General features: G+C 27.7%; 20 protein-coding genes and 1 riboswitch. Of the genes, 2 read left to right on the forward strand and 18 right to left on the reverse strand.

Annotation, left to right across the window (positions count from 1 at the left end; all coding sequences use genetic code 11):
- Nucleotides 1–12 precede the first annotated feature (12 nt).
- From B5D11_RS05405 to B5D11_RS05420, 4 genes are read right to left on the reverse strand one after another with little or no spacing between them, the layout of a single operon-like run.
- Nucleotides 13–1,971 (reverse strand): site-specific DNA-methyltransferase, encoded by a 1,959-nt coding sequence (locus B5D11_RS05405; RefSeq protein WP_078682027.1) that lies wholly within the window; start codon nt 1,969–1,971, stop codon nt 13–15.
- 13 nt (nt 1,972–1,984) lie between these two features.
- Complete coding sequence (locus tag B5D11_RS05410) at nt 1,985–2,707, reverse strand: DUF4391 domain-containing protein (RefSeq protein WP_078682028.1); 723 nt, start codon at nt 2,705–2,707, stop codon at nt 1,985–1,987.
- Between the two features lie 11 nt (nt 2,708–2,718).
- The gene (locus B5D11_RS05415; protein WP_078682029.1) at nt 2,719–5,886 is read right to left on the reverse strand and encodes a helicase-related protein; all 3,168 of its coding nucleotides are present in this window, start codon (nt 5,884–5,886) and stop codon (nt 2,719–2,721) included.
- Nucleotides 5,870–6,103 carry a hypothetical protein gene (locus B5D11_RS05420; protein WP_078682030.1) on the reverse strand — a complete coding sequence of 78 codons (234 nt, stop codon included), beginning with the start codon at nt 6,101–6,103 and terminating at the stop codon, nt 5,870–5,872. The genes B5D11_RS05415 and B5D11_RS05420 overlap by 17 nt, the downstream gene beginning before the upstream one ends.
- A gap of 213 nt (nt 6,104–6,316) precedes the next feature.
- Between B5D11_RS05420 and B5D11_RS13030 the strand changes: the two genes are divergently transcribed.
- Nucleotides 6,317–6,394: a hypothetical protein gene (locus tag B5D11_RS13030; protein WP_347476777.1), complete on the forward strand. Its 78-nt coding sequence runs from the start codon at nt 6,317–6,319 to the stop codon at nt 6,392–6,394.
- Nucleotides 6,395–6,406: 12 nt separating this feature from the next.
- Entirely contained in the window at nt 6,407–7,126 is a 720-nt protein-coding gene (locus tag B5D11_RS05425; RefSeq protein ID WP_347476750.1) for a site-specific integrase, read from the forward strand.
- A 74-nt stretch (nt 7,127–7,200) separates the two neighbouring features.
- On the opposite strand, the gene guaA is transcribed toward B5D11_RS05425, so the two are convergent.
- The 14 genes from guaA to groL all read right to left on the reverse strand — a co-directional run bounded on the left by guaA (nt 7,201) and on the right by groL (nt 26,852).
- Entirely contained in the window at nt 7,201–8,733 is a 1,533-nt protein-coding gene (gene guaA, locus B5D11_RS05430) for a glutamine-hydrolyzing GMP synthase (protein WP_078682031.1), read from the reverse strand.
- A gap of 87 nt (nt 8,734–8,820) precedes the next feature.
- On the reverse strand, nt 8,821–10,269 hold the full coding sequence (guaB, locus tag B5D11_RS05435) for an IMP dehydrogenase (protein ID WP_078682032.1): 1,449 nt from the start codon (nt 10,267–10,269) through the stop codon (nt 8,821–8,823).
- A 154-nt stretch (nt 10,270–10,423) separates the two neighbouring features.
- Nucleotides 10,424–10,521, reverse strand: a riboswitch (purine riboswitch).
- Between the two features lie 33 nt (nt 10,522–10,554).
- Nucleotides 10,555–11,316: a prepilin peptidase gene (locus B5D11_RS05440; protein ID WP_078682033.1), complete on the reverse strand. Its 762-nt coding sequence runs from the start codon at nt 11,314–11,316 to the stop codon at nt 10,555–10,557.
- 136 nt (nt 11,317–11,452) lie between these two features.
- Nucleotides 11,453–14,419, reverse strand: a complete 2,967-nt coding sequence (locus B5D11_RS05445) for a vWA domain-containing protein (protein ID WP_078682034.1) — start codon at nt 14,417–14,419, stop codon at nt 11,453–11,455.
- Nucleotides 14,420–14,448: 29 nt separating this feature from the next.
- Nucleotides 14,449–14,994, reverse strand: a complete 546-nt coding sequence (locus B5D11_RS05450) for a PilW family protein (RefSeq protein WP_164850181.1) — start codon at nt 14,992–14,994, stop codon at nt 14,449–14,451.
- A 17-nt stretch (nt 14,995–15,011) separates the two neighbouring features.
- Nucleotides 15,012–17,390: a hypothetical protein gene (locus tag B5D11_RS05455; protein WP_078682036.1), complete on the reverse strand. Its 2,379-nt coding sequence runs from the start codon at nt 17,388–17,390 to the stop codon at nt 15,012–15,014.
- A 23-nt stretch (nt 17,391–17,413) separates the two neighbouring features.
- The gene (locus tag B5D11_RS05460; RefSeq protein WP_078682037.1) at nt 17,414–18,238 is read right to left on the reverse strand and encodes a prepilin-type N-terminal cleavage/methylation domain-containing protein; all 825 of its coding nucleotides are present in this window, start codon (nt 18,236–18,238) and stop codon (nt 17,414–17,416) included.
- Between the two features lie 27 nt (nt 18,239–18,265).
- Nucleotides 18,266–19,516, reverse strand: coding sequence for a hypothetical protein (locus B5D11_RS05465; RefSeq protein WP_078682038.1), 1,251 nt, complete (start codon nt 19,514–19,516; stop codon nt 18,266–18,268).
- Nucleotides 19,503–20,069: a PilN domain-containing protein gene (locus B5D11_RS05470; protein WP_078682039.1), complete on the reverse strand. Its 567-nt coding sequence runs from the start codon at nt 20,067–20,069 to the stop codon at nt 19,503–19,505. The genes B5D11_RS05465 and B5D11_RS05470 overlap by 14 nt, the downstream gene beginning before the upstream one ends.
- Nucleotides 20,070–20,084: 15 nt before the next feature.
- Complete coding sequence (gene pilM / locus B5D11_RS05475; RefSeq protein WP_180376960.1) at nt 20,085–21,278, reverse strand: type IV pilus assembly protein PilM; 1,194 nt, start codon at nt 21,276–21,278, stop codon at nt 20,085–20,087.
- A gap of 244 nt (nt 21,279–21,522) precedes the next feature.
- Nucleotides 21,523–21,954: a type II secretion system protein gene (locus B5D11_RS05480; protein WP_078682041.1), complete on the reverse strand. Its 432-nt coding sequence runs from the start codon at nt 21,952–21,954 to the stop codon at nt 21,523–21,525.
- 30 nt (nt 21,955–21,984) lie between these two features.
- Nucleotides 21,985–23,190 carry a type II secretion system F family protein gene (locus tag B5D11_RS05485; RefSeq protein WP_078682042.1) on the reverse strand — a complete coding sequence of 402 codons (1,206 nt, stop codon included), beginning with the start codon at nt 23,188–23,190 and terminating at the stop codon, nt 21,985–21,987.
- Between the two features lie 20 nt (nt 23,191–23,210).
- Nucleotides 23,211–24,905, reverse strand: coding sequence for a GspE/PulE family protein (locus B5D11_RS05490; RefSeq protein WP_078682043.1), 1,695 nt, complete (start codon nt 24,903–24,905; stop codon nt 23,211–23,213).
- A gap of 318 nt (nt 24,906–25,223) precedes the next feature.
- Entirely contained in the window at nt 25,224–26,852 is a 1,629-nt protein-coding gene (gene groL / locus B5D11_RS05495; RefSeq protein ID WP_078682044.1) for a chaperonin GroEL, read from the reverse strand.
- Nucleotides 26,853–26,864 lie beyond the last annotated feature (12 nt).

Raw genomic sequence — 26,864 nt, forward strand, 5'->3', positions numbered from 1 at the left:
TGTTTTCTGAGCTTAAATAAACTCTACTCTGTAGGACTGTTCTTTCCCTTGATTATGCTTTTTAAGCTGTGCATCAAGGCGATTCATTGTATTAAGCTTCAGGGAGATATCATCATCAAAGGCACTATCACGGAATATTACTTTAATAGGCTTTGGATCTATGGCTGCAATTCCATCAACTATTTTGTCTGTTACCTTTTCTTCTAAACATACAACTATTGCATCAGCAAATATATAAGTCCTCTCTCCTATGTTTGATAGTTTTTCAATCTTTGAGGTCAGTGGAAAATCCCTGTGGCGGAGCATTATTTCGTAAACTACATCTATATCAGTAAAGCCAGGATTAAAATCAATTAAATCCTTATTTTTAAGTGTAGCCTCCTCCATAGTTATCTGTCCCTCTTTTAACGCCTCACTATTCCATCTGATGTTTGTATCAGCTACTTTAAAAACCTTAAATCCAATATCAAGGTTTTCTATTCCTTCCTTGTCTTTAAATTCCTCTTTTATTTTTTCACCCGCACGACGGATACGTTCTTTGCCAATCTCAGTTAATAAACATGGTTTGTTGTTTCTATTTAACAAAGTTATTGCATTTTCAATTATAGCTTTACTATTGGTATCGGCTTGTTTTAAATTTTCATGCAAGTTTTCTGGAAGTTGTACCATTATAAATTTACGATTTCCTCCATCTTCAGCATTAAGCTGCATTACAGCATGAGCAGTTGTGGCTGACCCTGAGAAAAAGTCAAGAATAATATCTGAATCATCATTGGTAGAACATTTAATCAATTCATATAAATAAGTGGTAGGTTTGGGATAGCTAAATATCGATTCTGTAAATAGTTCTTTTAGTTCTGTTGTGCCCCTCTGATTCATGAACTCATTATCAATAGCAAATAGGCTATTGACAGGATTATATGGATTCATTGCCTCATTTTTGTATCTCTTAAATATAAAGCCTCTCTCGTTTTCTTTATGATCTTCTTTAAATTTAATTTTCCCTCTTTCAATATAATTTTTTAAAGTACTTTGAGAGAACGCCCAATATCTTCCTTTTGGAGGGTAATCTACTTTATTAGTATAAGGATTTACTATAGGGAAGTAAGTCGTATCCCCGCCACTTTTTGCACTTGGATCACCAGAACACCAGTCCCCATTTGGGTCATTATCAGGGTTTGAATAATTTTCAAATTCTTTTTCTTTTCCTAAGAGGTATACATTCATTTTATTTTTAGCGTATATCATCAAATTCTCATGTTGTAGATTAAAACCATTTCCATTGTCCGCTGTCATAGATTTTGTTTTTCTAATTATTTCACCTACAAAATTTTTTTCATCGAAAATCTCACTACATATTTTTCTTAAATTGTCAACTTCATTATCGTCAATACTTATAAATATTACTCCATCGTCTTTTAATAAATCCTTAGCTATTTTCAAACGTGGATACATCATATTTAGCCAGTTTGAATGAAATCTTCCACTTCCTTCTTGATTCTTAATTAATCTATTACCTTCTTCATCTATGTTACCTTCTATTTTCTCATTTTCAGTAACTCCCATTGCAAAATTATCTTTATAGACGAAGTCGTTACCTGTATTATAAGGCGGATCTATATAAATCATCTTAATTTTTCCATAATAGCTATTTCTAAGTAGCTTTAATACTTCAAGATTATCACCCTCAATGTATAAATTCTCAGTTGTTTCTGGATTTTTGCTGTCCTCTGGTACATATTTTAATGTTTTACCTACTATATCTGTATTTGCAAGCTGTTTTGCCTGTGTTTTTCCTGGCCATGTAAGTTCATACTTTTCTTTTCCTACCTCTTCAAACTGACCAAGTTCCTGCTTTAAAGCTTCAAAATCAACTTGTCCATCCTTTACTACTCCTGGAAAGAGACTTTCAAGCTTTTTTATATTTTCATTTATAGGATTGAATATCTCCCTACTTACTTTATTCTCCATGTTTATCCTCCTGTCATTCTGTAAGTTTATTGATTTTATCAATAGTATTCTTGATCTTCATATTAATCTGAGCCTTCTCAGCTGTAGTATTTGCAATACTTTTTTCTCTCTCAAAACCTTCAATTTCCCTAAAAAGTCTGGTCAATAATTTCATAGTATCAAGGTCATAGAATATGTTTGATGATAAAACGCCTCTGTATCCGAAAAAATATGCCCTGTTACTGATTACTGCAGCTTTGCTAAACATTTCATAATAAAAGAAAAGCTTATTAACCTTGTTTTTAACTTCATCAAAATCTAAATATTTTGATATTAATTCTTTAGTTTCATTCTGCAGAAAAATTGATGATATAGGTGTAAATATAATTTCATCTATAACTATCTGGGTATTATCAAGTTTATTAAGTCTTTTATAGGCAAAACAATATCTTTCCATACCCTTAAAGTCAAAGAATCTTATTACAACTAATGGTTTTACAACTCTTTGAATAATTTCTCCTATAGTTTTTGCACTTTTTAAATCCTTAACTTCAACCTCAAAAAACATTATAGCTTGACAATTATGTTCCTCATCAATAAATGATGCAATATCTTCTCCTGTAATTTGATATTTTAATTCTATTTGAACCACATTATCTTTAAAATACTTCTTCTCCTTTGGAGTAAGCTGGGAGGTTGTAAACATCTTTATATCAAACTTTTTATTAACCTCATAGTCTGGTGGAAGATTAAACATTAATCCACCTCCTACTCTACAACCAGGAAGGATACTAACTCAAAATCGTCACTGCTTACATTTTCAAAGCTATTTTCATATCCTCCAAAATCAAAAATACTCTGCTGTGCCTTTTTATCCTCTTCTCCCAATATTTGTGATATTGCTTTATTAAGTAGTTTTGAATAAAAGCTCATATCTGCTGCATTTTTTGTTCTCTTATTAAATCTTTCAAAAAGTAATCTATTAGGCTCTATCTTACCATAGGCAAGCTTTCTAAACTCTTTTAGTGTTTCCCTGGCACTGCTATTTCCAAAATAAATTTCTCCATTCTCTGATACATACATAAGATAGTATGGATACAATGAACTTTCACTCTTAGGTTTTGATTCATCTTTTAAATGTTTAAAACAGAAGATGCATCCCTTTTTATCTCCCTGTACTACAGAATAAACGCCCCTTGGCACCCTTTTTATGTCAGGGTTTTGCCTTACAAATCCAGCAAGTTCATAAAGATAATCGTTCATATTTAAGTCAGTAAGGGATATATTGTCATTTAAATCTTCTATATCTACAACCTCATTTTTAAGTCTTTCAAGCTGTTTCTTTCTAAAGATAAAATCATTCATTTCAGGTGAAAGTATATCCTCATCCCCTGTTGATGAAAGATTTGCTGCCATCATTTTACCTTTAACTCGTCTCTCAAGCTGCAAATATTCATTAAGCTCCATATTAGGGAAGAAATTTATCATAGCTATCTTGTCATTTTTGCTTCCTATTCTGTCAATTCTTCCAAATCTTTGAATTAATACAACGGGATTCCATTGTATATCATAGTTAATTACGCAGTCTGCATCCTGAAGGTTTTGTCCTTCAGAAATACAGTCTGTTGCCACAACAACATCAATTTGCATTTCCTTTGGAAGTTCTTCACCAATCTTAGACTTAGGTGAAAAGTGTTTGAGCACTGCATTAAATTCCTTTTTTATTCCGCTTAATGTTGTTTTAGGCTCTCCTGAACCTGTAATACATGCAGTATTAATTCCATGTCTTTTAAGCTCATCTGCTATTGATTCATAAATATAGTTTGCTGTGTCTGCAAAGGCTGTAAATATCAATATCTTTCGGTTTCCAGGATTATAAGGAGTAGCTATTATTTTATTAACTATAACATCTTGAAGAGTTCTTAATTTCTCATCCCTATCATTTTCAAGTATTTCCTTAACCTCTTTCATAATATTTTTTAGTATCTCTTTATCATAGAGCAAATCTTCAAGGAAATTTTGGCTCATCAAATGCTTAACATTTATCTCATATTTATAATCAAGTGTAACTTCATCTTCATCATCTATTTCATCTACTTCAAGATTTAATTTCTGTTCTGAATCTTTAGTTATCACATTAATATAATTATCTATTCTCTCCATAAGCCTTCTTATGGTTTCTCCAAAAGAATAAACAGAACTTTCAAGACGCTTGAATAAATTAAAGCGATGTAATGTAGCTGTTATAAGTTCTCTCTGCTCGTGATAAAATATTACCCTATCTCCATAAACCGTTTGGTATTTTTCTCTATAATACTCCTTATATTGGGGTTTAATATATGACATAGGTGAATACACTGCAAGCTTTAACTTTTCAAGAACTTCATTGGTTTCTTTAAATTTTAAAAGCTTTCCTTTGCTATCAATTTCTGGATTATAAGTCTTAGGAAGAAGCTTGTCTGGAAACTTTCCTACATTATCGTTACCATAGTATTGTGTTATATGCTTTCTGCTTCTTGATATTGTAATCATCTCAAGCAATTTAAAAAATTCAGATGGCAGCCTGTCAAGCAGGACATTCTTGCTCCTGCTACTTTCTTTCATCCACTCATTTATCTCTTTTTGAGCTTTTCTTAAAACTCCATCAATACTTGGGATGCCCTCTTCCTTAAAAGCTTTATCATCATCAATATTTATGACACTTAACTGATTTTTTAAGTCTGTAAGTGAATTGTTAACTGGAGTGGCTGATAGCATTAAAACCTTGGTTTTAACACCCTTTTTTACTATTTCGTTAATCAGTTTACCGTACCTTGTCATCTTTTCAGGATTTTCATTCCTGTTTCTAAAGTTATGGGATTCATCAATAACCAGTAAGTCATAATTACCCCAATTTATACGTGACAAGTCAAGACCACTACGTGCCCTTCCTGACTGTCTTGATAAATCAGTATGGCAAACTATGTCAAAAGCAAACCTATCCCTGGCAAATCTATTATCTATATAAGAGTTTCTAAATGATTCCCAGTTGTCATAAAGCTTTGCAGGGGTTAGTACTAATACTCTATGCTGTCTTAATTCATAGTATTTTATAACAGCAAGAGCCTCAAAGGTTTTGCCAAGGCCTACACTGTCTGCTATTATGCAACCATTATATTTTTCAATCTTTCTGATAGCAGAAACAACAGCATCCTTTTGAAACTTAAAAAGACTCTTCCAAATTTCAGTATCTTTAAAACCTATGCGGTCATTTTCAAATTTTTCAACATCCGAATCAAGATTATCCCCAAAGAGTTCATTCAATGTAAAGAAATAGATAAACTCCGGACCATATTCCTTATATATAAAGTTCAAACTTTCAAGCAGCTGCTTTTTAAAATCCTCTGTATACTCTTTACTATTCCAAAGCAATTCAAAGTTCTTTGATAGCTGTTGAACTTGATCCTTATCTGTAAGCTCTACATTAAAATTAATAGTTTTAAATAAGCCTGTCAGAGCTTTCTTAGTTATTTCTAAAGATGAATCTCCAAACACTGCATAGTCATTATCAATAAGCATTAAATTGCTCTTTACAACGGCTTTGTTCCTTACCCTTTTTACATTTACATGCTTTTCTATAAATTCATGCATGCTTCTTGCCTTATTTAAGTGATTTAACTTATTCTTTTCAATAATGTCATAGGAATTAAAGAGCATATCATTGACTGTACGGCTTATTGCAAATTCTCTTGATATCTCTCGTCCTGAAGGGATATAAGAGGAATCTCTTATTATAAGATTAATATCCTTTACTTTGCTCATATTCTCCTTTAACTCTGAAAAGACTGAAAGAGTTAATTTATCATTTATAATATTTACTCGGCTGCTTTTCTTATTAGACAGCACACTATTTACTTTATTTATCAACTGTTCATTTGAATTAATAATGCCGCTCACAGCCAATACCCCCACTTAAAACATTATCATTTTTCTTTCTGGTCGCTTTTTGCCCAGCTCGTCCATCTAAATGTTTCTCTGCATCTTGAGAAATAAGCCAGACTGAAGCTTTTTTAACTGCTCCTTCTATGCGCCCCTGTGAGCACAATAGTTGAACTTGTCTTGCAGCAATTCTCCATTTATCTGCTGCTTCTTGAGTAGTTATATATTCAATCATATTTTATGCACCTCTACTTTTTGGTGTATATAATAATATTTTATTCATTTTGACGAAAACATTCAACATACTACACAAATATTGTAAGTATTTCTAATTATACCTTGTTCACTATATTTAAAATTTATTTAAACCTGGATAGGTTATAATAAATTTGTACTTTCTTAAATGATCGCTTTCTTACATTCTTATCGTATCATTTATAAAAAATATATGATAGAGTTAAAGATCCTTCTTTACTTTAAAAACATGCCTATAAATACAATTAAGGCTACACATATAATAAAGTGACAAAATAAGTTGATGAAGGATGAAAAGGACTATTATGAAACTTACATTAAAGCAATTAACAATCAGTTAGTTGCTATATTTAATTATGCCGTTAAGTACTATGATTTAAAAGAGAACCCTTGCCACAAAGCCAGCAGTATGGGTAAGAAAAATGTTGAAGAGATGATGTTTTGGACAAAGGATGAATATATGAAATTTATAGAGTATGTAGAAGACAAGCCTCAATCAAAAATAGCTTTTGAAACTTTATATTGGACAGGCATGAGAATTGGAGAGTTAATGGCTCTTACTCTAGCTGATATAGACTTTGATAACAAGACTATAACCATTAATAAATCAATACAAAGATTGGGGAAAGAGGATGTAGTAACAGCTCCTAAAACACCAAAGAGCAATAGAGTTATAACGATAACAGATTTCTTATGTGAAGATTTGAGGAGCTATACTAACACACTCTATGATATTAAGCCTAATGATAGGATATTCCCTTTCACTAAGTACTTCTTGCATCACGAAATGGATAGAGGTTGTAAAAAGGACAGCGTCAAAAGAATCAGGCTCCATGATTTAAGACACAGCCATGCCTCCTTATTGGTTGAACTAGGTTCTACACCTTTATTGATAGCTGAACGGTTAGGTCATGAAAAGATAGAAACTACATTAAATACATATTCTCATTTGTATCCTAATAAGCAAAATAAAGTAGTAGATGCCCTTGAAAAATTAAAGTAGAATCAAATTAGAATCACAGCATAAAGGAAAAGTCTGCAAGCCCTTTTTGTATAAGGCTTACAGACCTTTTTTCTTTATTCCCATTCAATAGTAGCCGGTGGCTTACTAGTTATATCATAAACAATTCTGTTTACTCCTTTAACTTCATTAACAATTCTTCTAGAAACTATATCTAAAACTTCATATGGTATTTTTGCCCAATCTGATGTCATACCGTCTGAACTTGTAACAGCTCTTAATGCTACTGTATGGCAATAAGTTCTTTCGTCTCCCATAACTCCTACAGATTGAATATTAGGAAGGCATGCAAAATACTGCCATATTTTACCTTCAAGACCGTTATTAGCAATTTCTTCTCTAAAAATCGCATCTGCTTCTCTTACAATATGAAGTTTTTCTTCTGTTACTTCTCCTAAAACTCTAATTGCAAGTCCTGGTCCTGGGAAAGGCTGTCTCCATACTAAATCATGAGGTATACCAAGTTCTTCTCCTACTTTTCTTACTTCATCTTTAAACAATTCTCTTAAAGGTTCTATAAGAGATAAATTCATATCTTCAGGAAGACCTCCAACATTATGATGGCTTTTTATTACTGCAGAGGTTCCAGTGCCACTTTCTACTACATCTGGATAAATTGTTCCTTGAACTAAAAAATCTATTTTCCCAAGTTTATTAGCTTCTTCTTCAAAAACTCTTATAAATTCTTCTCCAATTATTTTTCTCTTTTTTTCAGGATCACTAACTCCTTTTAGCTTTCCTAAAAATCTTTCCTTTGCATTTACTCTTATTAAATTCATATCAAATTGTTTTCTAAATATATTTTCAACCTGATCTCCTTCATCTTTTCTAAGAAGGCCATGATCTACAAATATACATGTAAGCTGCTTCCCTATTGCTTTATGAACTAAAACTGCTGCTACGGAAGAATCAACTCCTCCTGATAATGCACAAATAACTTTTCTATCTCCAACTAATTCTTTAATAGATTTTATCTTATCTTCTACAAAAGAAGTCATAGACCAGTCGCCTTTAAGCTCACATACATTATAAAGAAAATTTTCAATCATTTTTAATCCAAAAGGAGTATGCTCTACTTCAGGATGAAACTGTACTCCATAAAATTTTGCTTTTCTATTTTCCATAGCTGCTATATCGCATCCATTAGTACTAGCAATTACATTAAATCCTTCTGGGACTTTAGCTACATAATCCGTATGGCTCATCCAGCAACTATTGTTATTATCTATGCCTTTAAAAATAGGAGAAGTTTTATTTAATATTATATTTGTTTTTCCATATTCTCTTGTATTTGCACTTTTAACTTCCCCGCCTAAAGTATAAGTCATAAGCTGATGTCCATAACATATTCCAAGTATAGGTATTTTTAATTCAAAAATTTTTTTATCTATTTTAGGTGCTCCTTCTTCATAAACACTATTAGGACCGCCTGTAAATATTATGCCTTTAGGATCTTTTTCTCTTATTTTATCTATGGAATATGTATAGGGTACAATTTCACAATAAACTCCACATTCTCTTACTCTCCTTGCTATAAGCTGATTATATTGTCCTCCAAAATCAATTATTAAAACTAATTCTCTATCCATTTAACTTGTTACCCTCCTATATTCCTTATGAAATCGCAAAAGCAAATAATTATTGCGTTCTCATATATTCTTTAAAATCTAATTTATTTATATACTATAATTTGGAGCTTCTTTAGTTATTGTTACATCATGTGGATGACTTTCTCTAAGTCCTGAAGCAGTTTGCACCACAAAAGTAGCTGTTTTATATAATGTATTTAAATCTTTAGCTCCTAAATATCCCATGCCCGAACGAAGTCCACCTATTATTTGGAAAATTGTATCTGCAACATAGCCTTTATAAGGAACTCTTCCTTCAATACCTTCTGGAACAAGTTTTTTATTTCCTTCTTGAAAATATCTATCTTTACTTCCTGCTGCCATAGCTGAAAGTGAACCCATACCTCTATAAACTTTATAACTTCTTCCTTGATAAACTTCACTTTCTCCTGGGGATTCTTCACAACCTGCAAAAAGAGAACCTAGCATAACTACCTTTGCTCCAGCTGCAAGTGCTTTTACCACATCTCCTGAATACTTAATGCCTCCATCTGCTATTATAGGAATGCCATACTTTTCAGCTTCTTCAACGCAATCCATAATTGCAGTAAGCTGAGGTACACCTACACCTGCTACAACTCTTGTAGTACAAATAGAACCAGGTCCTATACCAACTTTAACACAATCAGCACCAGCTTCAATAAGATCGTGTGTTGCTTCAGCTGTTGCTACATTACCTGCTATAACTTGAAGTTCTGGATAAACTTTTTTGATATTTTTAACTGCCTCTAATACACCTTTTGAATGCCCATGGGCTGTATCTAAAACTATTACATCTACAGAAGCTTTCACTAAAGCCTCAACTCTATCCATCATGTCATTTGTAACTCCTACAGCTGCACCACAAAGCAATCTTCCTTTTTCATCTTTTGCAGCATTTGGAAATCTTTTGGTTTTTTCAATGTCTTTTATAGTAATTAATCCTCTTAAATTATTTTCTTTATCTACTAAAGGAAGTTTTTCGACTTTATGTTTCTTTAATATTTCTTTAGCTTCATCTACACTAGTGCCTTCAGGAGCAGTAATAAGATTTTCAGATGTCATAACTTCTTTAATAGGTTTTTCATAATTTTTTTCAAATACTATATCTCTATTAGTTATAATCCCCACTAATTTCCCTTTTTCTGTAATTGGAACGCCAGATATTCTATATTTGCTCATAAGATCTAAAGCATCTTGTATAGTATTTTCTGGAGAAAGTGAAAAAGGATCTGTTATTACCCCGTTCTCCTGTCTTTTTACTCTATCAACTTCATAAGCTTGTCTTTCTATGCTCATGTTTTTATGAATTATACCTATACCACCTTCTCTTGCAATTGCTATTGCCATTTTAGATTCCGTTACTGTATCCATACCAGCACTCATAATTGGAATATTTAAAGATATTTTTTTAGTTAGATTTGTAGATAAGTTTACATCTCTTGGAAGTATTTCTGATTTATTTGGTACCAACAAAACATCATCAAAAGTATAAGCCTGTTTAATAATTTTTGCCATAAATGTACTCCTTTCAAATATATAATATAAAATAATTTGATATTTAAAGTTTAATGTAATATCTAAGATGTGAAAATTTTTAAATTAATAAAAAACTGTACAAAAAAAGCATACTAATCGCACAAAACTATAAGTGAAATTAGTATGCCAAAAAAACATATTAATATTCACTCATAGTCGGAAATTTACGGCTTCCGGTAGAAACTCCCTGCCATATTCAGGGGATATATGAGTTAATTCTTCAATATTTGATTTATTCTATTTTAATGAAATATTTAAATTTTGTCAATGAATAAACCCTAAATACCACAAAATAATTTTATCTGCAAAAAGAATAGAAATTATACTACCTAAAACTATATACGGACCAAAAGGAATATAATCTTTTTTTGTTTTTTTCTTACTAATTATTAATAAAATTCCTATAATCCCTCCTAGTATAAATGATACCATAAGCATAACAATGGATTTAGAAAAACCTAAATATAATCCACTCATAATACATATTTCAAAGTCTCCCCACCCCATTCCTTTAGTTAAAATTATAATTAATGCTATTACTAATCCTGCTAAAATTCCTCCATATAAATATGTATAAATCTGTGATTTTGTTAAATATTCTATAAGGATAAATATTATTCCAACTATAATTCCAGTATAAGTAATTATTGAATAAACATCCATAGTATAATAATCAATCATACCTATTATTATTAAAAAGCTGGAAAGTATCATATATTTTGTTGCTTCAATTGTAAATCCATATTTTAAATATATACATAAAAATAATATTCCTGTAAAAAGTTCAATTGCAGCATATCTAATAGAAATTTTTTCATTGCAATATCTGCATTTCCCTTTTAAAAAAATATAACTTAAAACCGGAATTAAATCCATATATCTTAACTTTTCACCACAACTTGTACAATGAGATGGAGGATAAACTATTGATTCACCTCTAGGTATCCTATATATACAAACATTAAAAAAACTTCCAAGCATAAGCCCTATAGTAAATATAAAAATCCCATATATAATATTTAACATTGAAATTCTCCTTATAAATTTATTCTTTCTTATTAATTATAATATAATTATCTCCCAAAAAGTCTTTTTATTAAATATTCCATCCACGCTGAACATATAATATAAATAAAAAGTGCAATATTACTGCACTTTTTACTTAAAATAAATCTGGTAAACCAACAGCATTTAATATTAAAGTATTATTTTTTTGAGTTTCCTCTATTAATGCTGTACAATTAACTTTATATCCTTTTTCAATATCTCCTTTGGCTTTAAAATTGTAATTAATTATATAATAATTATAATTTAAATCAGTACTTTCTGGTATATTAATAATAATCTCATTATAATTATTTCCATAACTTCTTATGTCGCAGATTCCATTTATTTCATTTAAGCTATTGTTTATAGGATTAACCTTATATACTCTACAAGTCAAATTATCTATATTTTTTATATTATTATTTAAATCTTTATTAATAGATATTTTTAGTGTAGTTTTTTGACCTGAAGTTTTTAAATATGCAGCTACTTGAGTTATAAAATTATCTGCAATATTGGTGGCATTTAAATCAGTATTTAAATAACTTTCTCCTATAAGAGTATTATCTGAAGGTCTTATATTAAATAAACCTTGTTTTAATACATAGTCATCTTTTATCTTTAAATTAAAATCTGGGAATTTTTTGTTTATATTATTACCTTCAATATCTTTATATTGAAATACGGCATCATTTGTTAAAATATAATTTCCTAAAGATGTACCTTTTATAGTTAAATCTATACTAAAAGCTTCTGCTGTATATTGTTTTAATAAACTATTGTATACATAAACTATTTTAGGTATATTAATTTGCACATATTTATTAGAATCACTAAATTGAAGTCCCTCTGGCAGACTTTCAGTTAATATGGAATTTCTTATAATAAATTCAGATCTTACTATATCTGCGATATCTTCCATATTATTCAAAAATAAGTTTTTATCATTTGATGCACAATTTATAAAATTACCATTAGATACACTAGAAAGAGTATTTAAAAGATTTACATCAGCTTTATTCCCTAAAGCTATAAAATAAGGCTTAACAACTTGATCAAAGTTATTTTTCATAGTTTCCGCCATAATTTTACTATATTTTTCTCCTTTTGTTGCACCATCAGATTCTGCTTGAATTCCTTCAGCATAAGCTAATTTACCTCCAGACTCTGATTCATTATCTACATTTATATAAAAACTACTACTATCATTTTTATTATATGAATAATAATCAGCATTCCCATCACTAATAACTACTATATATTTAGTTTTATTATTATTAGAAGATAATAACCACAATGCTTTTCTTATTCCATCTCCTATGTTAGAACCATCATTGGAATCGGGAGATAATGTAATGCTATTTATTTTATTTTTAATAATATCTTCATTAGAACTTGGAATTAAATATTGAGAATTACCAAAATCACATACAGATGCTCCTTTATTAAATGTTACTATACCAACATTTACATTTGAGTTCCCTTTTAAATTATCTATAAATAATGAGGCAGTATCTTTCATAATAGAAAGCTTTTTTTCATTAATTAAATTAGTATCTTCTCCATTTAAATTTTGCCCCATACTTTTTGATGTATCCATCACTAATATAACTTCTTTCCCTTTAATTGAAGCACTTGTACTTATTGGTGTTGGTGTTATATTATACTCCATTTTAAATTCTTTATTTATATTTATTAAATTATCATTAACTCCAAGAATTTTCCTATTTAGACTAAATCCTAAATTAATTGAACTTATAGCTATACTTACATTTGGAATTAATTCATTTACAATTGTTCCATTGACACTTTTATAGGTTATATTCCAACCATCACTAGAACCTAAGTTATATGTTCCGCTTTTTAAAGCCTTTAAATTTATTACTATATCAAATGGCTGTGCTTCATAATAAGTTTTAGTACTATTTAATATATAAGTAATATTAGGAAGTTTTTTGGAATAAGATGATCCATTAACAGTTAAATTAAGCTGCGAGCCAGCATAAGTAATATTTCCCGGTAAATTAAAATTAAAATTAACTTGTTCAACCATATAATCTGCTTTAATTTGATCTGCTATATCTGAATATACTTTATCAATTGCAAAAGCATCTTTAGCATCAAGATATATACCTCCAGCACTGGCTGATATCTGAGATAATTTGTTTGAATTACTTTCATTGCTAAAACCTATAAAATAACTTGTATATCCAACTTTTTTTATTTCTTCAGCCATAATTTTGCTATATTTTAAAAACAGCCCAGGGTCTGTATCTGTTGAAGGAATAACTCCATATTTTTGAGAAGAATTACTAAGTGAAGTATAGTAATTCCAAAAATCTGTATTTTCTTGAAATTTACTTGACCACCACCATACATTATTTGAACTATCATGAATTGTTTCTTCAATACTATAATATTTACCCCACATCCAACTCGTCATATAATATCCAGCTTTACCTGTATAAGTTAAAGCAGTAGGTTCACCATCAGACATTACAATAATATATTTTTTCCTATTATTATTTCTATTAAGAATATTTAATGCTGTTCTTATGCCATCTCCAATATTAGTACCACCTTCAGCATCTAACTTATTATCAATTAAATTTTTTATAGTACTTATATTATTTGTACTTGCACTTATAAAACCATCAGAATAACTTGTCTTAGTTATTACTTTAGAATAAGTATCATAATCTACAATTCCTAAATATACTTTATCATTTCCAGCAAATTTATCTACGAAATTTTTAGCTGCTGTTTTTAATGCTGATATTCTAGTATTTTTTGAATCAAGTGAAGAAGCCATACTTCCTGAAGTATCAATTACAAGAACTATTTCTTTTTCCGTCTGTGGGCTTATTTTATCTAGCGGTATTGGCTGGGGTTGCACATGATAAGTTATTGAAAATTCTTCATTTACTCCTGCAGTAATAGTACTTTGACTAGTAGTAATATTTAATATTGGAACTTTTGCCTCATTAGATTTAACTTTATTTGAAAAAATGAATAAACTAGATGTAAATATAAGCAATGTAAAAATAGTAATTTTATAAATAAATTTATTTTTATATATCATTTAACATCCACCCCCTTTTTAATAACTTGCTAGTTAGCATTTCTAAAATATAAATTAGTTGTAACTACATAATCTATAATATCTTTATACGGTCCATTTTTAGCTAAAGTTACAGATAATTTTAGTGAATCACATTCTTTATAAGTAGTTCCTGATTCCCCATTTATAATACTTACTTTAATATTGTGAACATTTTCTATTACATCACTTTTATTAAATTGACCTCCATCATAGCTATAAAATAATTTATGTGTATTTTTATCAAGATTAAAAGTAAAAGTTTCTCCATCATCATTTTTTAAAACAATATTATCTATAATTAAATTTTCAGATGTGGAATTAATAAAATTTACATTATTATTACTTATTGAATATATATATCCTGCCTGCATAGTTCTATTTATACATTCCAATAATTTTTTTGCATTAAGTTGCAATTCTGATTTTATTTCCGTTTTTTTTATATTCTTTTGAGTTGATATAAATATAGAAAAAATAACTGATAATAAGATTGATAAAATAGCTGTAGAAACCATTATTTCTATTAAAGTAAATCCTTTACTTTTAAATTTCATAAAAATGTACCTCTTAATTATTTTATTAATTTCCATGATTTTTTAGTTATTAACTTATCTGTTATAATACTATTACTTCCTAAATTTTTTGCAGTATCAGTCTGTGAAAAAACTTCTATTTTCTGTGAATATATATAATCATTAGTATTAAATATTTTATTAAAGTATTTATCATAATTATATGCTATTAATTTATCAACATAATTAGAATTATAAATTATTCTTTTTTTATATCCATCTCCATATAAAGTTAAATCTCCTGCTGCTATAATTGTACCTGTAAAATTTAATTCACCTTTTATTGTAACATTCCCTCCTGTTATAATAATTCCATTTGCAATTCCAGATGGTATATTTATTATTATTTCATCAGAACTTCCAACATAATTAGGAGAATTTTTCCCAACTATAACTACATTTTTATTTTTACTTAATATTATTTTATCTTCATCATTTTCTAAAGGTATATTTTCATTTATTAAACTAAAATTAACCTGATTAGTTACAGTTTTTTTTACATCACCTTCTAAATATTCATCTAATAATTCATCTTCGTTTATGTTAGAAGGATTGCCCATTTCAAATACTTGTGAAGCATAATTTTTTCTAAATTTTCTAACTTCCTCCTCCTTTTCAGGTGTATAAGATGGGCTTTTAACTATAAATGAATCTCCTTTTTCAGTAATAAACGCCCCTATACTTACTGTATTATCAGGCAGTTTTATTCCTTTTCCCTTTAAATTTAAATTATTATTTTCTTTTGAGTAATATTTAAAATACTTACTCTTTTCTTCTACCGTCATAAATTTTATATTCTCTTTTCCCAAATCTTTTGAATCATTAAAACTATCTACTAATTGCAAAGGATTATAATATTTAAAATATACTTTACTGCTATCTAAATTAAAATCTTTTGCTGTTTTACCATAAAGTTCATTATAGCTATTTATCCCATCAGATTCATATAAAGCGCTATCCCCTGTAAGCTGACTTGCATAAGCTATGTAGTTCCCCTTTACTGCTACAGATTCTCCAGTTTGATAACTATCTGGCTGAGTTTTAATATACGCAGTTCCCATAATATATGCTTCATCATTTATAGTAATTGAAGATCCTTCTCCTATATCATCTGTATTAATAAGTATACTGCTTGATATCATTTCTCTATCATATAATGATCTACTTCCGCTTGTATTGCTAGGTTTAGTTAAATCCCCAATACCATAATAATTATCAATTTCAATTTTACTATTTTTTGCATTTAAAGCTAAATCATTATCAGTATATACATTTCCTTTAACTATTAAGCTGCTATTTATTGTATTACTTTCACTACTTGAACTTTTCCCCACATATACATTACCAGCATAAAGATTAAATTTTTTATTAATATCATTTGGATCTTGTATTTTAACATTATTTGTATCTTTAACGTGAAAGCTTTTAGAAGTTACTATATCTCCTGTTAATATTGTATCTCCTTTGCCTCCATTATTACCTTGAATAATTATACCACCTTTATATTTATCGTATACTTTATCTATTATACTATCATCAGTTCTACCTTTAGCAAAAATATCCCCTGTTATTTCTGTATTCCCATTTAAAATTAAATTTCCATCTATTGAAATGGCTTTTTTCCATACCGGATTTACCTTAATATCAAGCATATTTGTTTCTACATAATAATTATCTTTATAATCTGGAACATGTATTATAAATTTAGCACTAACAATACGTTCAAAAGGTTTTTGAGTTAAACTTCCAAAAATATCTTTTAAAGTTGAAAATTTCGATTGAACTTCCAGTTCTAAATTATCGCCGTTAAAAGCTACTATTTTACCATTACTTTCATTTTTATCAATGTTTATTACTGATATTGCTGGCTTTTGTGAATTATAAAAATTTATTATATTACCAGAATTATCATAATATATACTGTTTTCTATTGCATATATTATCTTTGAAGTATTATTAGTATATAAAGACGCCTCAGTTAACCATTTTTTAAACATATCTTTAAATATTATATTTTTTTCTTTATTTATATTTTCTTCATTTAAGCTCCCATCTAAATTAACATATTTTAAATCGTCATTTTTACCATTTTTTATCATATTTATTTCTTTTTCAATTTGGGAATTTAAGTTTTGCATAAAATCATCAACAGAATTGTTACTTTTAGTAATTGACGTTTCTATCATCTTTTCTATAACTCCATAAGTTATATCCAATCCTGATTCTGAATAATATAAATTTTTAATACGATTGCCTTCTGCAATTCTAGATTGATAGTCTGTTGCTGTTAAGCTTAAAGCTGCTGTTCCAAAAGTAATTAATATAGAAAATATTACAACTACAGTGATTAAAGAAGATCCCCTTTTTTTCTTGCTCATACCTTTCCCCCTTTATGAACAATTTAATATATTACCTTATTAGCTATTGCTTTATAAATTTGCTTATTATTTTTAGATATAGAAACTTCGATATCATAAATTTTATTTGCAAAAGAAGATTTTTCTGAATTTACGATATTAAAATACTTTCTGATTTTTCCTAAGTTATTATCCATTGAATAGTTTACATGTGCATTTGAATCAACTTCAATATAAATTTCAAATGGTTCTAAATTATAATTTGAAGCTTTAAAAATAAAATTATTATTTATATTTGTATTTGCTCCAAAGCTTACCCTTACTTTTCCAAAAGAATTATTATTTTTTTCAAATGTATTAGTTCCATTGATACCATAGGTTATTTTTATATTTGAAATATTATTATCAATTATAAGTTCACCTGATTTAATAGCATAATTTACATTTACGTCATTTACCTTCTTTATTCTTATATCGTTATCTGTACCTTCAATAAATATATCTACATCATAAACTACATTTGAATCTATTTTATTATAAAAAGACAAATCATTTATTGGTTTAATATGTATATCTACAATATATCCTTCATCTAAAACTTTATTTCCATAAAATTCATCTTTACCTTGAGCTACTTTATTTAAAGTAATCCCATAAGTTGAAAATGAATTAAAATCAGGTATACCCTTAATTTCTTCAATTATTTGCTGAGCAATTGTAACAGCTTGTTGCTTTTCTTCTCCACTTTTACTCATTTTAGTTGAAGATATTATAAGATTACTTAAAGGAATAATTATAATGAAAAGTATTGAAATGCTTATCAATATTTCAATTAGTGTAAAACCTTTTTTTATTATATATTTTTTCAATTAATTATCCCCTCTCAAATTAATTACCTAATTTTTTTTAACATTTATGCTGCTGCCTTCACCAGATATATTAATTCTAGGATTTAATGTATCATCACTTTCTATTTCAACATTTATTATTTTATCAGTTTTATTTATTATTTTTATATTTGCTCCAGCATTATCATCATTATTAAGCCTTTTATTTGAATATATTTTAAGTGAAATATATTCATTTAGAGGTTGAAATTTTACTCCATTACCATTATATTGAATAGGGAAACTTCCTCTGCTTGTCTTATATTTATAATAGTAATTATTATTTTCTTTTGTAATAACAATTTCAACATTTTCTTTTGAATTACTATCTGCATATACATATGTATTTTTAGAATTATCATTTGCTTTACCAAGCATTATTGTTGGTAGATCTGAATTCATACTTCTAACACTCATAACAAAATCATAAGAATTTTTTTTAATAATACTAGATTCTTCAATTGTATTACTAATATTTATAGAATTACCACCATCAAACGGATTGGCTTTCCCATAATTTTCATTATAATTCCATTTTATATATTCTTCATCCTCTACATAATTATCAATTTTAGGTATAGCATAAAACTCCAATTGACATGATCCACTGATTTCATTTTTATCACTTTGATTTAAATTTATATTTGTAATAAATATTTTTTTAGAATTGCTTTCTATATTTTTTATAAAATTAATAATACTATTGTAATTTCCTCTAAAAGAAAGAGTTGCCTGCATTTGTTCTATATTTAAATCATTATTTAAATTATTATTTGAATATGTTTTATTTTCATTTTCATTCTTGTTGTTTTCTGTATTTTTTTGATTATCTGTTATATTATTGTATTCATCTACAGTAGGCTGCAAAAAACTTTCCTTTGTTTTTTTATCTTCTTCTTTATTGTTATTTTTTATTGGCTGAACTGAAACTTCTGAAAAATTAAAAGCACCAATAATATTAGAGTTAGTTATAATTTTATCTAATTCTGTAATTATTTTTTCTTGGGAAATATATGGATATAAAATTTTTGATGTATCTTGAATTTTAGAATTTAATATTTTAAAATCACTTTCATTTTTATCTAAATCTGCTATCATATTGTTTAAAAAATTTAATTTGTTTTCTAGTGTAACCTTTTGTGTTTTAAGCTCATTAATTTTTGAAATTTGATTTTTATAAATATACTCATAATAACCATATACAATAATCAATAAAGCTAAAATAATTATCAATACTTTTTCTCTTTTACTCATTTTCATTTTGCTCAACATCCTTTAACACACATTTTAATGTAAATGAATATCCCCCATCACTTCCGTCTGTAATACTGCTTATTTGAACATCTGAAATAAATTTAAGCTGTTTTAAATTATATTGAAGTTCTGCTATAGAAACTCTTTTTTGGGATATACCTTGTATATGTATAAATTGTTCATCAAATACAATAGATTTAAAAGAAACATCTTTAGGTAAAGTTGAAGCTATATCTATAAGCAATTCACTTTTTACTAAATCTTTTTTGTTTATTTCTTTAACTATCAATTTAACTCCATCGTAATATTTATTTAAAATTTTTTCTTTATTAGAAATATCTTCTGCTTTTTTTAATTTTTCAGCTTTTTCAGGATTTTTTAATTGAGCATTTATTTCGTTTATGTCTTTATTTAATTTTATTATACTTATACTATTCCATAAAAAAGTACCACCTACAAAAAACATTAATATTATTGCTGAAACTATAATATATAAATTTGTGTCTTTATTGCTTTTATTTTTGTTTAAATATGGCAGAAAAAAATTAAAATCATTCATTATAAATTCACCAACCTAAAATCTTATAATTGCACCAATAGCATTTATATATAAATTTAAATCATTTTTTTCAATATTATTGTCTAAAACTATATTATTAAAAGTTGTTACTTTTTCTACTGGTATGTTTAACTTTGAATTTAAATATATATCTATACCGTTTAAATTTGAACTTCCTCCATAAATATATATCTTGTCTATTTTGTTCCCTACTTTTTTGTTTTTATAAAATTGTATAATTCTATTTAATTCATCAATCCATTCATCAATTATTTCTTTTATTATTTTATCTATTAAAAATTCTTCTGTATTTTCTTTAAATAACCCATTTAAATTACAATATTTTATTTTCTTTTCTTCTCCTTCTTTTAAGCTGACTCCAGTATTTTTACTAATTTCATTATCAATAAAATTACCTCCTGATTTTACTATTCTAGTAAAATCCATTTGTCCATTAGTATATATATTAATGTTAAGAGTATTAGCTCCCATATCTATAAAAGCAACAGTGTCTTTAATATTATACTCGCTTTCATTAATCATAGTTGTATTATACAATAATTTTTTTAAAGAATTAAAAGTAATATCTAAAGCATTAGGAATAAGTTTAGCATTTAATAAAGCTTCATAATACTGTTTTGCTAATTTATCAGGATAAGTAACTACCAATACTTTAAATTTGTTAATTTCATCTTGTTTAATTTCTTCAATTAAATTATATTGTAATATATAATCTTCTAAATTTATTGGAAGATACTGGGCTATTTCATATTTTACTAATGTATCTAATTCATCTTCTTCAGCAGCTGGAATTAATATCTCTCTGTTTATTATAGAAGTACTATTAATAATACAATTAACATTTTTGGTTTTTGTTTTTATTCTGCATAAATCATATATATTTTGTAACGTTTCAGACATAAGAATATTATTTAATATATTTCCATCATTAATTATTCCCTTTGGAGTATTTACCAAAAAAATATCTTTTATAATAATTTTATTTTTTGAGTATTTGCCTACCACTACTTTTATTTTATTAGTTCCTATATCTAAAGATATTACATATTTTGTATTTTTAGGTTTAATTTTCGAATCAATTTGTACTGTTTTTGATTTTTTATTTATATTTTTTAAAGAAGATATATCAGAATTTAGAATTTTTTTTAAATTGTTAAAATCTAAGGTTTTAATTTTTTTTAAATCCAAAAAGCTCACCTCTTATTTAATTAAAAAGTATGATTAAATCACAGTAAACTGTAAATAAATTTCTATGTATGGTATATATAGTTATATTTTATTAGTTATTAATTTGTTATAAATATTAGTAATCAATTATAGTAAATATTTTTATTAATTCGATATACATTTAATATATATTAAAGTGTAAAGTTTTAATAAACTTTACACTTTTTCCTTATTTAAATTATTGTCATTTTTAATAGATTAATTTTTATGGTGTAACTGTTGCAGCTTCTCCAGTAGCAGTTCTAGATGCAGTGTATTCTATATTATTTATTTTTTCTTTAAATGTAAATGATCCATTTTCACCAATTGTTAATTCAGTTATTCTAACTTTTGTATCCCCTGATTTAGCAATACCTGCAAGCTGAACTGCTTTATTAGCTATTATATTTGCAGCAGTTTTCTCTTCTGTAGCTTTGACGTCATCAGGTACTTTTCCATCTGCTGTTTCAGCTATAATTGAGTCAATAGCTGTAGCTAATTGTCTTGCATCATTTACAACCTGAGTTTTTCTCGCTTTGTCTTGAAATCCTGTAAGCCTTGGAACCATAATTGCTGCTAATATTCCTATTATTGCAATAACAACAATAAGTTCAATAAGAGTGAATCCTTTCTTTTTTGTGTTTCTTCTTTTTTCCATTGTTAAATCCTCCTTAGATTCTAATTAATTTTATTGTATGGTACTATACATACCAAACATAGGCTGAATAATAGATATTATTAAAAATCCTACTATCACTCCCATTACTACTATCATTATTGGTTCAAGCATGGAAGTAAAAGTGGTTATTGCAGTATCTAATTCTTCGTCATAAAAATCTGCTGTTTTATTTAAGATTTCATCAAGAGCACCTGATTCTTCACCTATACCTATCATTGATGATAGCATTGGAGGAAATAGTCCCGTTTCTTTAATAGGCAAAGCTAATCCTTCCCCTTTTATTACCTTTTCTCTTACAGTATTTAATGCATCTTCAACTAATTTATTTCCTATTACTTGTCCAACTATTTGCAAACTTTGAATTAAAGGGAGTCCACTACTAAGCATAGTAGATAGTGTTCTTGTAAATCTTGAAACAATTATTTTTTGATTTAATTCTTTTATTATAGGTAATGAAAGTTTCATTTTATTAATCCACAGTAATCCATTATCAGTTTTTAAATAATATCTTACTAAAGTAATAATAATTGATATTAATAAAAATATTATTATTATATTTTCCCTTATACCATTACTTATTCCAAGAAGTATTTTAGTTGTTAACGGAAGCTCTACTCCACTATTTGTAAACATATCTACAAAAACAGGCATTACAAAAATAAGAATTACAGATATAACAGTTATTGATATTATAGATAATATAATTGGATATATCATAGCATTTTTAACTTTATTATTAATTTTATTTTCTTTTTCATAATGATTAGACATTCTAAGCATAATTTGGTCTAAATTACCACTTAATTCTCCTGTTTCTATCATATTTATAAGTAAATCAGGGAATATATTATTATGTAATTTCATAGCTTCCGATAATGTAGAACCTTTTCTTACTTCTTCTTCTATATTACTAATTGTTTCTTTAAATTTTTTATTAGTAAGCTGCTCTGATAATATATGAAGTGCATTATTTATAGAAAGTCCCGCATCAAGCATAGTATAAAATTGTCTGCAAAAAACAGCTATATCTTTTATTGTTACTCTATTAAAAATTTCAAAATTGATTTTCCCTCTTTCATTTATTTCTTCTATTTTAAGGGGATAATAATTATTAGTACTTATCATAGAAATAACGTCATCTTTAGATGTACCATTATAAGTTCCTTCAATTTTTTCTCCTTTTTCATTCACTGCTTTATATTTATAAAGAGGCATAATTATTAATCACCTCATTTCTATTCTTTTAAAAATGTAATTTTAACTAATTCTTCAACTGTAGTAATACCTTTTAAGACTAAGTCTCTGCAATACGTTTTTAAAGTTTTCATACCTTTTTTTATTGATAGCTCCCTTAATGCTTCAGAGTTTATATTTTTCATTATATAATCTTTATGTTCTTTATCTATTTTCATTATTTCATAGACTCCGGTTCTTCCTAAATATCCAGAGTTATTACAAAAAGCACATCCTTTTCCTTTACTTAAAATTATATGCTCATTTTCATTACATGAAAGAATAGATTTTTCATATGAATTAGCTTCATATGATGTTTTACATCTAGGACATATTTTTCTTACAAGCCTTTGAGCTATAATTCCTTCAATAGAACTTGCTAATAAATAAGGTTCTATTCCCATATCTATTAGTCTTGCTATAGAAGAAGGTGCATCATTTGTATGAAGGGTGCTTAATACCAAGTGCCCTGTTATAGCTGCTCTAACAGCTATTTGAGCTGTTTCTTCATCTCTTATTTCTCCTATCATAATTATATCAGGATCCTGCCTTAAAATAGACCTTAGTCCATTAGCAAAAGTAAGACCTGATTTAACATTAACATTAACTTGATTTATTCCTTCAAGCATATATTCAACTGGATCTTCTATAGTAATTATATTTTTATCTTCATTATTTAATTCATTTAATATAGTATATAGTGTAGTAGACTTTCCAGAGCCTGTAGGTCCTGTTACAAGTATTATTCCATGAGGGCTTTTTATAATATTTTTAATTTTTTTAATATCTTCATCTTCCATTCCAAGTTTATCTATCCCAACTTGATAATTATCTCTATCGAGAATTCTTATAACTACTTTTTCTCCAAAAACAGTTGGAAGTATTGATACTCTTAGATCAACTTCTTTTTCTCCAACTTTTGTAATAATTCGTCCATCTTGTGGAATTCTTTTTTCTGCTATATTTAAATTAGCAAGTATTTTTAACCTTGTAACTAAAGCAGCTTGAGAATCAATTCCTACCGTTGAAACCTGAACAAGTTGTCCATCTATTCTATATCTTATTCTTACATACTTTTCAAAAGGTTCAATATGTATATCGCTAGCTCTAGTTTCTAATGCATTTTTTATAAGATAATCTACCATTTTAACAACAGGAGCATTTTTTATATTATTAAATTCTTCTTCTTCAATTTGATTTTGAAGCTTACTTACTCCCAACTTTTCTTTTGATAGTTCCTCTGCAGCTTTAAGTACTTGCTGATCAGAATAATATCTTTCTATGTATTTTTTTATTTCACTTTTAAGTGCTATATAAGTTTCAACTTCAAATCCTGACGCTATAGAAACATCATCAATTGCAAATATATTTAAAGGATCCCACATAGCTATTTTTATTTTGTTTTCATTAAATCCAAATGGAATTAGATCATGTTTTAAACATATGCTTTCTGGAACTGATTTTATTGCTTTTTTGTCTATTGTTATACTATCTATATTTATCCTTTGAATTCCAGTCTGTTTTTCTAGTACCTCTATAATATCTTCTTCTGTAACTAATCCATCATCTATTAAAATTTCTCCAAGCTTTTTCCCTAAAGTTCTTTGTTTCATTAATGATTCTCTAAGCTGGAGCATTGAGATTTTACCTTCTTGAACTAATAAATCTCCTAGCCTTCTTTTAACCTTAAATTCCATAGGATAATACTCCTTAAATGAATTTTTTAATATAATTAATGCAATATTTTATATACTTTGTTAATTTTTTAATTATTGTAATTATTTTAATTTTATATAAATTATATTTAAAATTATATAATATTTTATGTAATTTAATAATTTTTATTTATGTTATTATTATACATTTAATCATAAGTATACACAATATATAAAATAGTATAAATTTACATATTTTTATTTATTTTTTTATATTTTATCATAATTGTGGTTTTATCAATATTCTTTTTTCAAAAAATAAAAAATTCCCCAATATAGGGGAATTCTTTATTTTTTATTTTAATACATTCCGTCCATTCCCATTCCGCCAGCAGGCATTGCTGGTGCTGGGTTCTTTTCTGGTATATCAGCAACTACACTTTCAGTTGTTAAGAAAGTAGCTGCTACTGAAGCTGCATTTTGAAGTGCGCTTCTTGTAACTTTAGTTGGGTCAACTATACCAGCTTTGATCATATTTACATAAGTTTCATGTAAAGCGTCAAATCCTGTTCCTGGTTCGCTGTTTCTAATTTTTTCTATTATTACAGAACCTTCAAGTCCAGCATTGAATGCTATTTGTCTTACTGGCTCTTCTAATGCTCTCTTTATAATGTTTATACCAACTTGAACATCTGGTTCATCTGAAGTAAGTTTAGCAACTTCATTTATTACATTAATATATGCAGTTCCACCACCTGGGACTATACCTTCTTCAACAGCTGCTTTTGTAGCTGCTAGTGCATCTTCTATTCTAAGTTTTCTTTCTTTAAGCTCTGTTTCAGTAGCTGCACCAACTTTTATAACTGCAACTCCTCCAGCAAGTTTAGCTAATCTTTCTTGTAATTTTTCTCTATCAAAATCTGAAGTAGTTTCTTCTATTTGAGCTTTTATTTGGTTAACTCTATTATGAATTTCGTTTGCGTCGCCTTTTCCGTTAACTATTGTAGTATTTTCTTTAGAAACTTTTACGCTTTCAGCTCTTCCAAGCATATCAATAGTAACTTCTTTTAAATCTCTTCCTAATTCTTCAGATATAACTTCTCCACCAGTAAGTATTGCTATATCTTGAAGCATTTCTTTTCTTCTATCTCCAAATCCTGGTGCTTTAACTCCTACGCAAGTGAATGTTCCTCTTAATTTATTAACAACTAATGTAGCTAATGCTTCTCCTTCTATATCATCAGCTATTATTAAAAGTTTCTTTCCTTGTTGAACTATTTGTTCAAGTATTGGAAGGATTTCTTGTATGTTAGAAATCTTTTTATCAGTTATAAGTATATATGGATCGTCTAGAACAGCTTCCATTTTTTCAGTATCAGTAACCATATATGGGCTTACATATCCTCTATCAAACTGCATTCCTTCAACAACATCTAATTCAGTGCCCATAGATTTTGATTCTTCAACTGTTATAACACCTTCATTACCTACTTTTTCCATAGCATCAGCTATAAGCTTTCCTATTTCTTCGTCAGCAGCTGATATTGAAGCAACTCTAGCTATGTCTTCTTTTCCATCAACTGGTCTTGAAATCTTTTTGATTTCTTCAACAGCTTTTTCTACGGCTTTATTGATACCAGTTCTTATAAGCATTGGATTAGCTCCAGCTGTAACATTTTTTAATCCTTCTCTTATTATTGCTTGAGCAAGAAGTGTTGCTGTAGTAGTTCCATCTCCTGCTACATCATTAGTTTTTGTAGCAACTTCTTTAACAAGTTGTGCTCCCATATTTTCAAAAGGATCTTCTAATTCAATTTCTCTTGCTATTGTAACTCCATCATTAGTTATAAGAGGAGCACCAAATTTTTTATCTAAAACTACATTTCTTCCTTTTGGTCCAAGTGTTATTTTTACAGTGTCAGCTAAAGCATCTACACCTCTTTGCATTGCTCTTCTAGCTTCTTCACCATATAATATCTTTTTAGCCATTTTACATCCCTC

The sequence above is a fragment of the Clostridium sp. USBA 49 genome (assembly GCF_900167505.1).
GTDB lineage: Bacteria > Bacillota > Clostridia > Clostridiales > Clostridiaceae > Clostridium_AT > Clostridium_AT prolinivorans.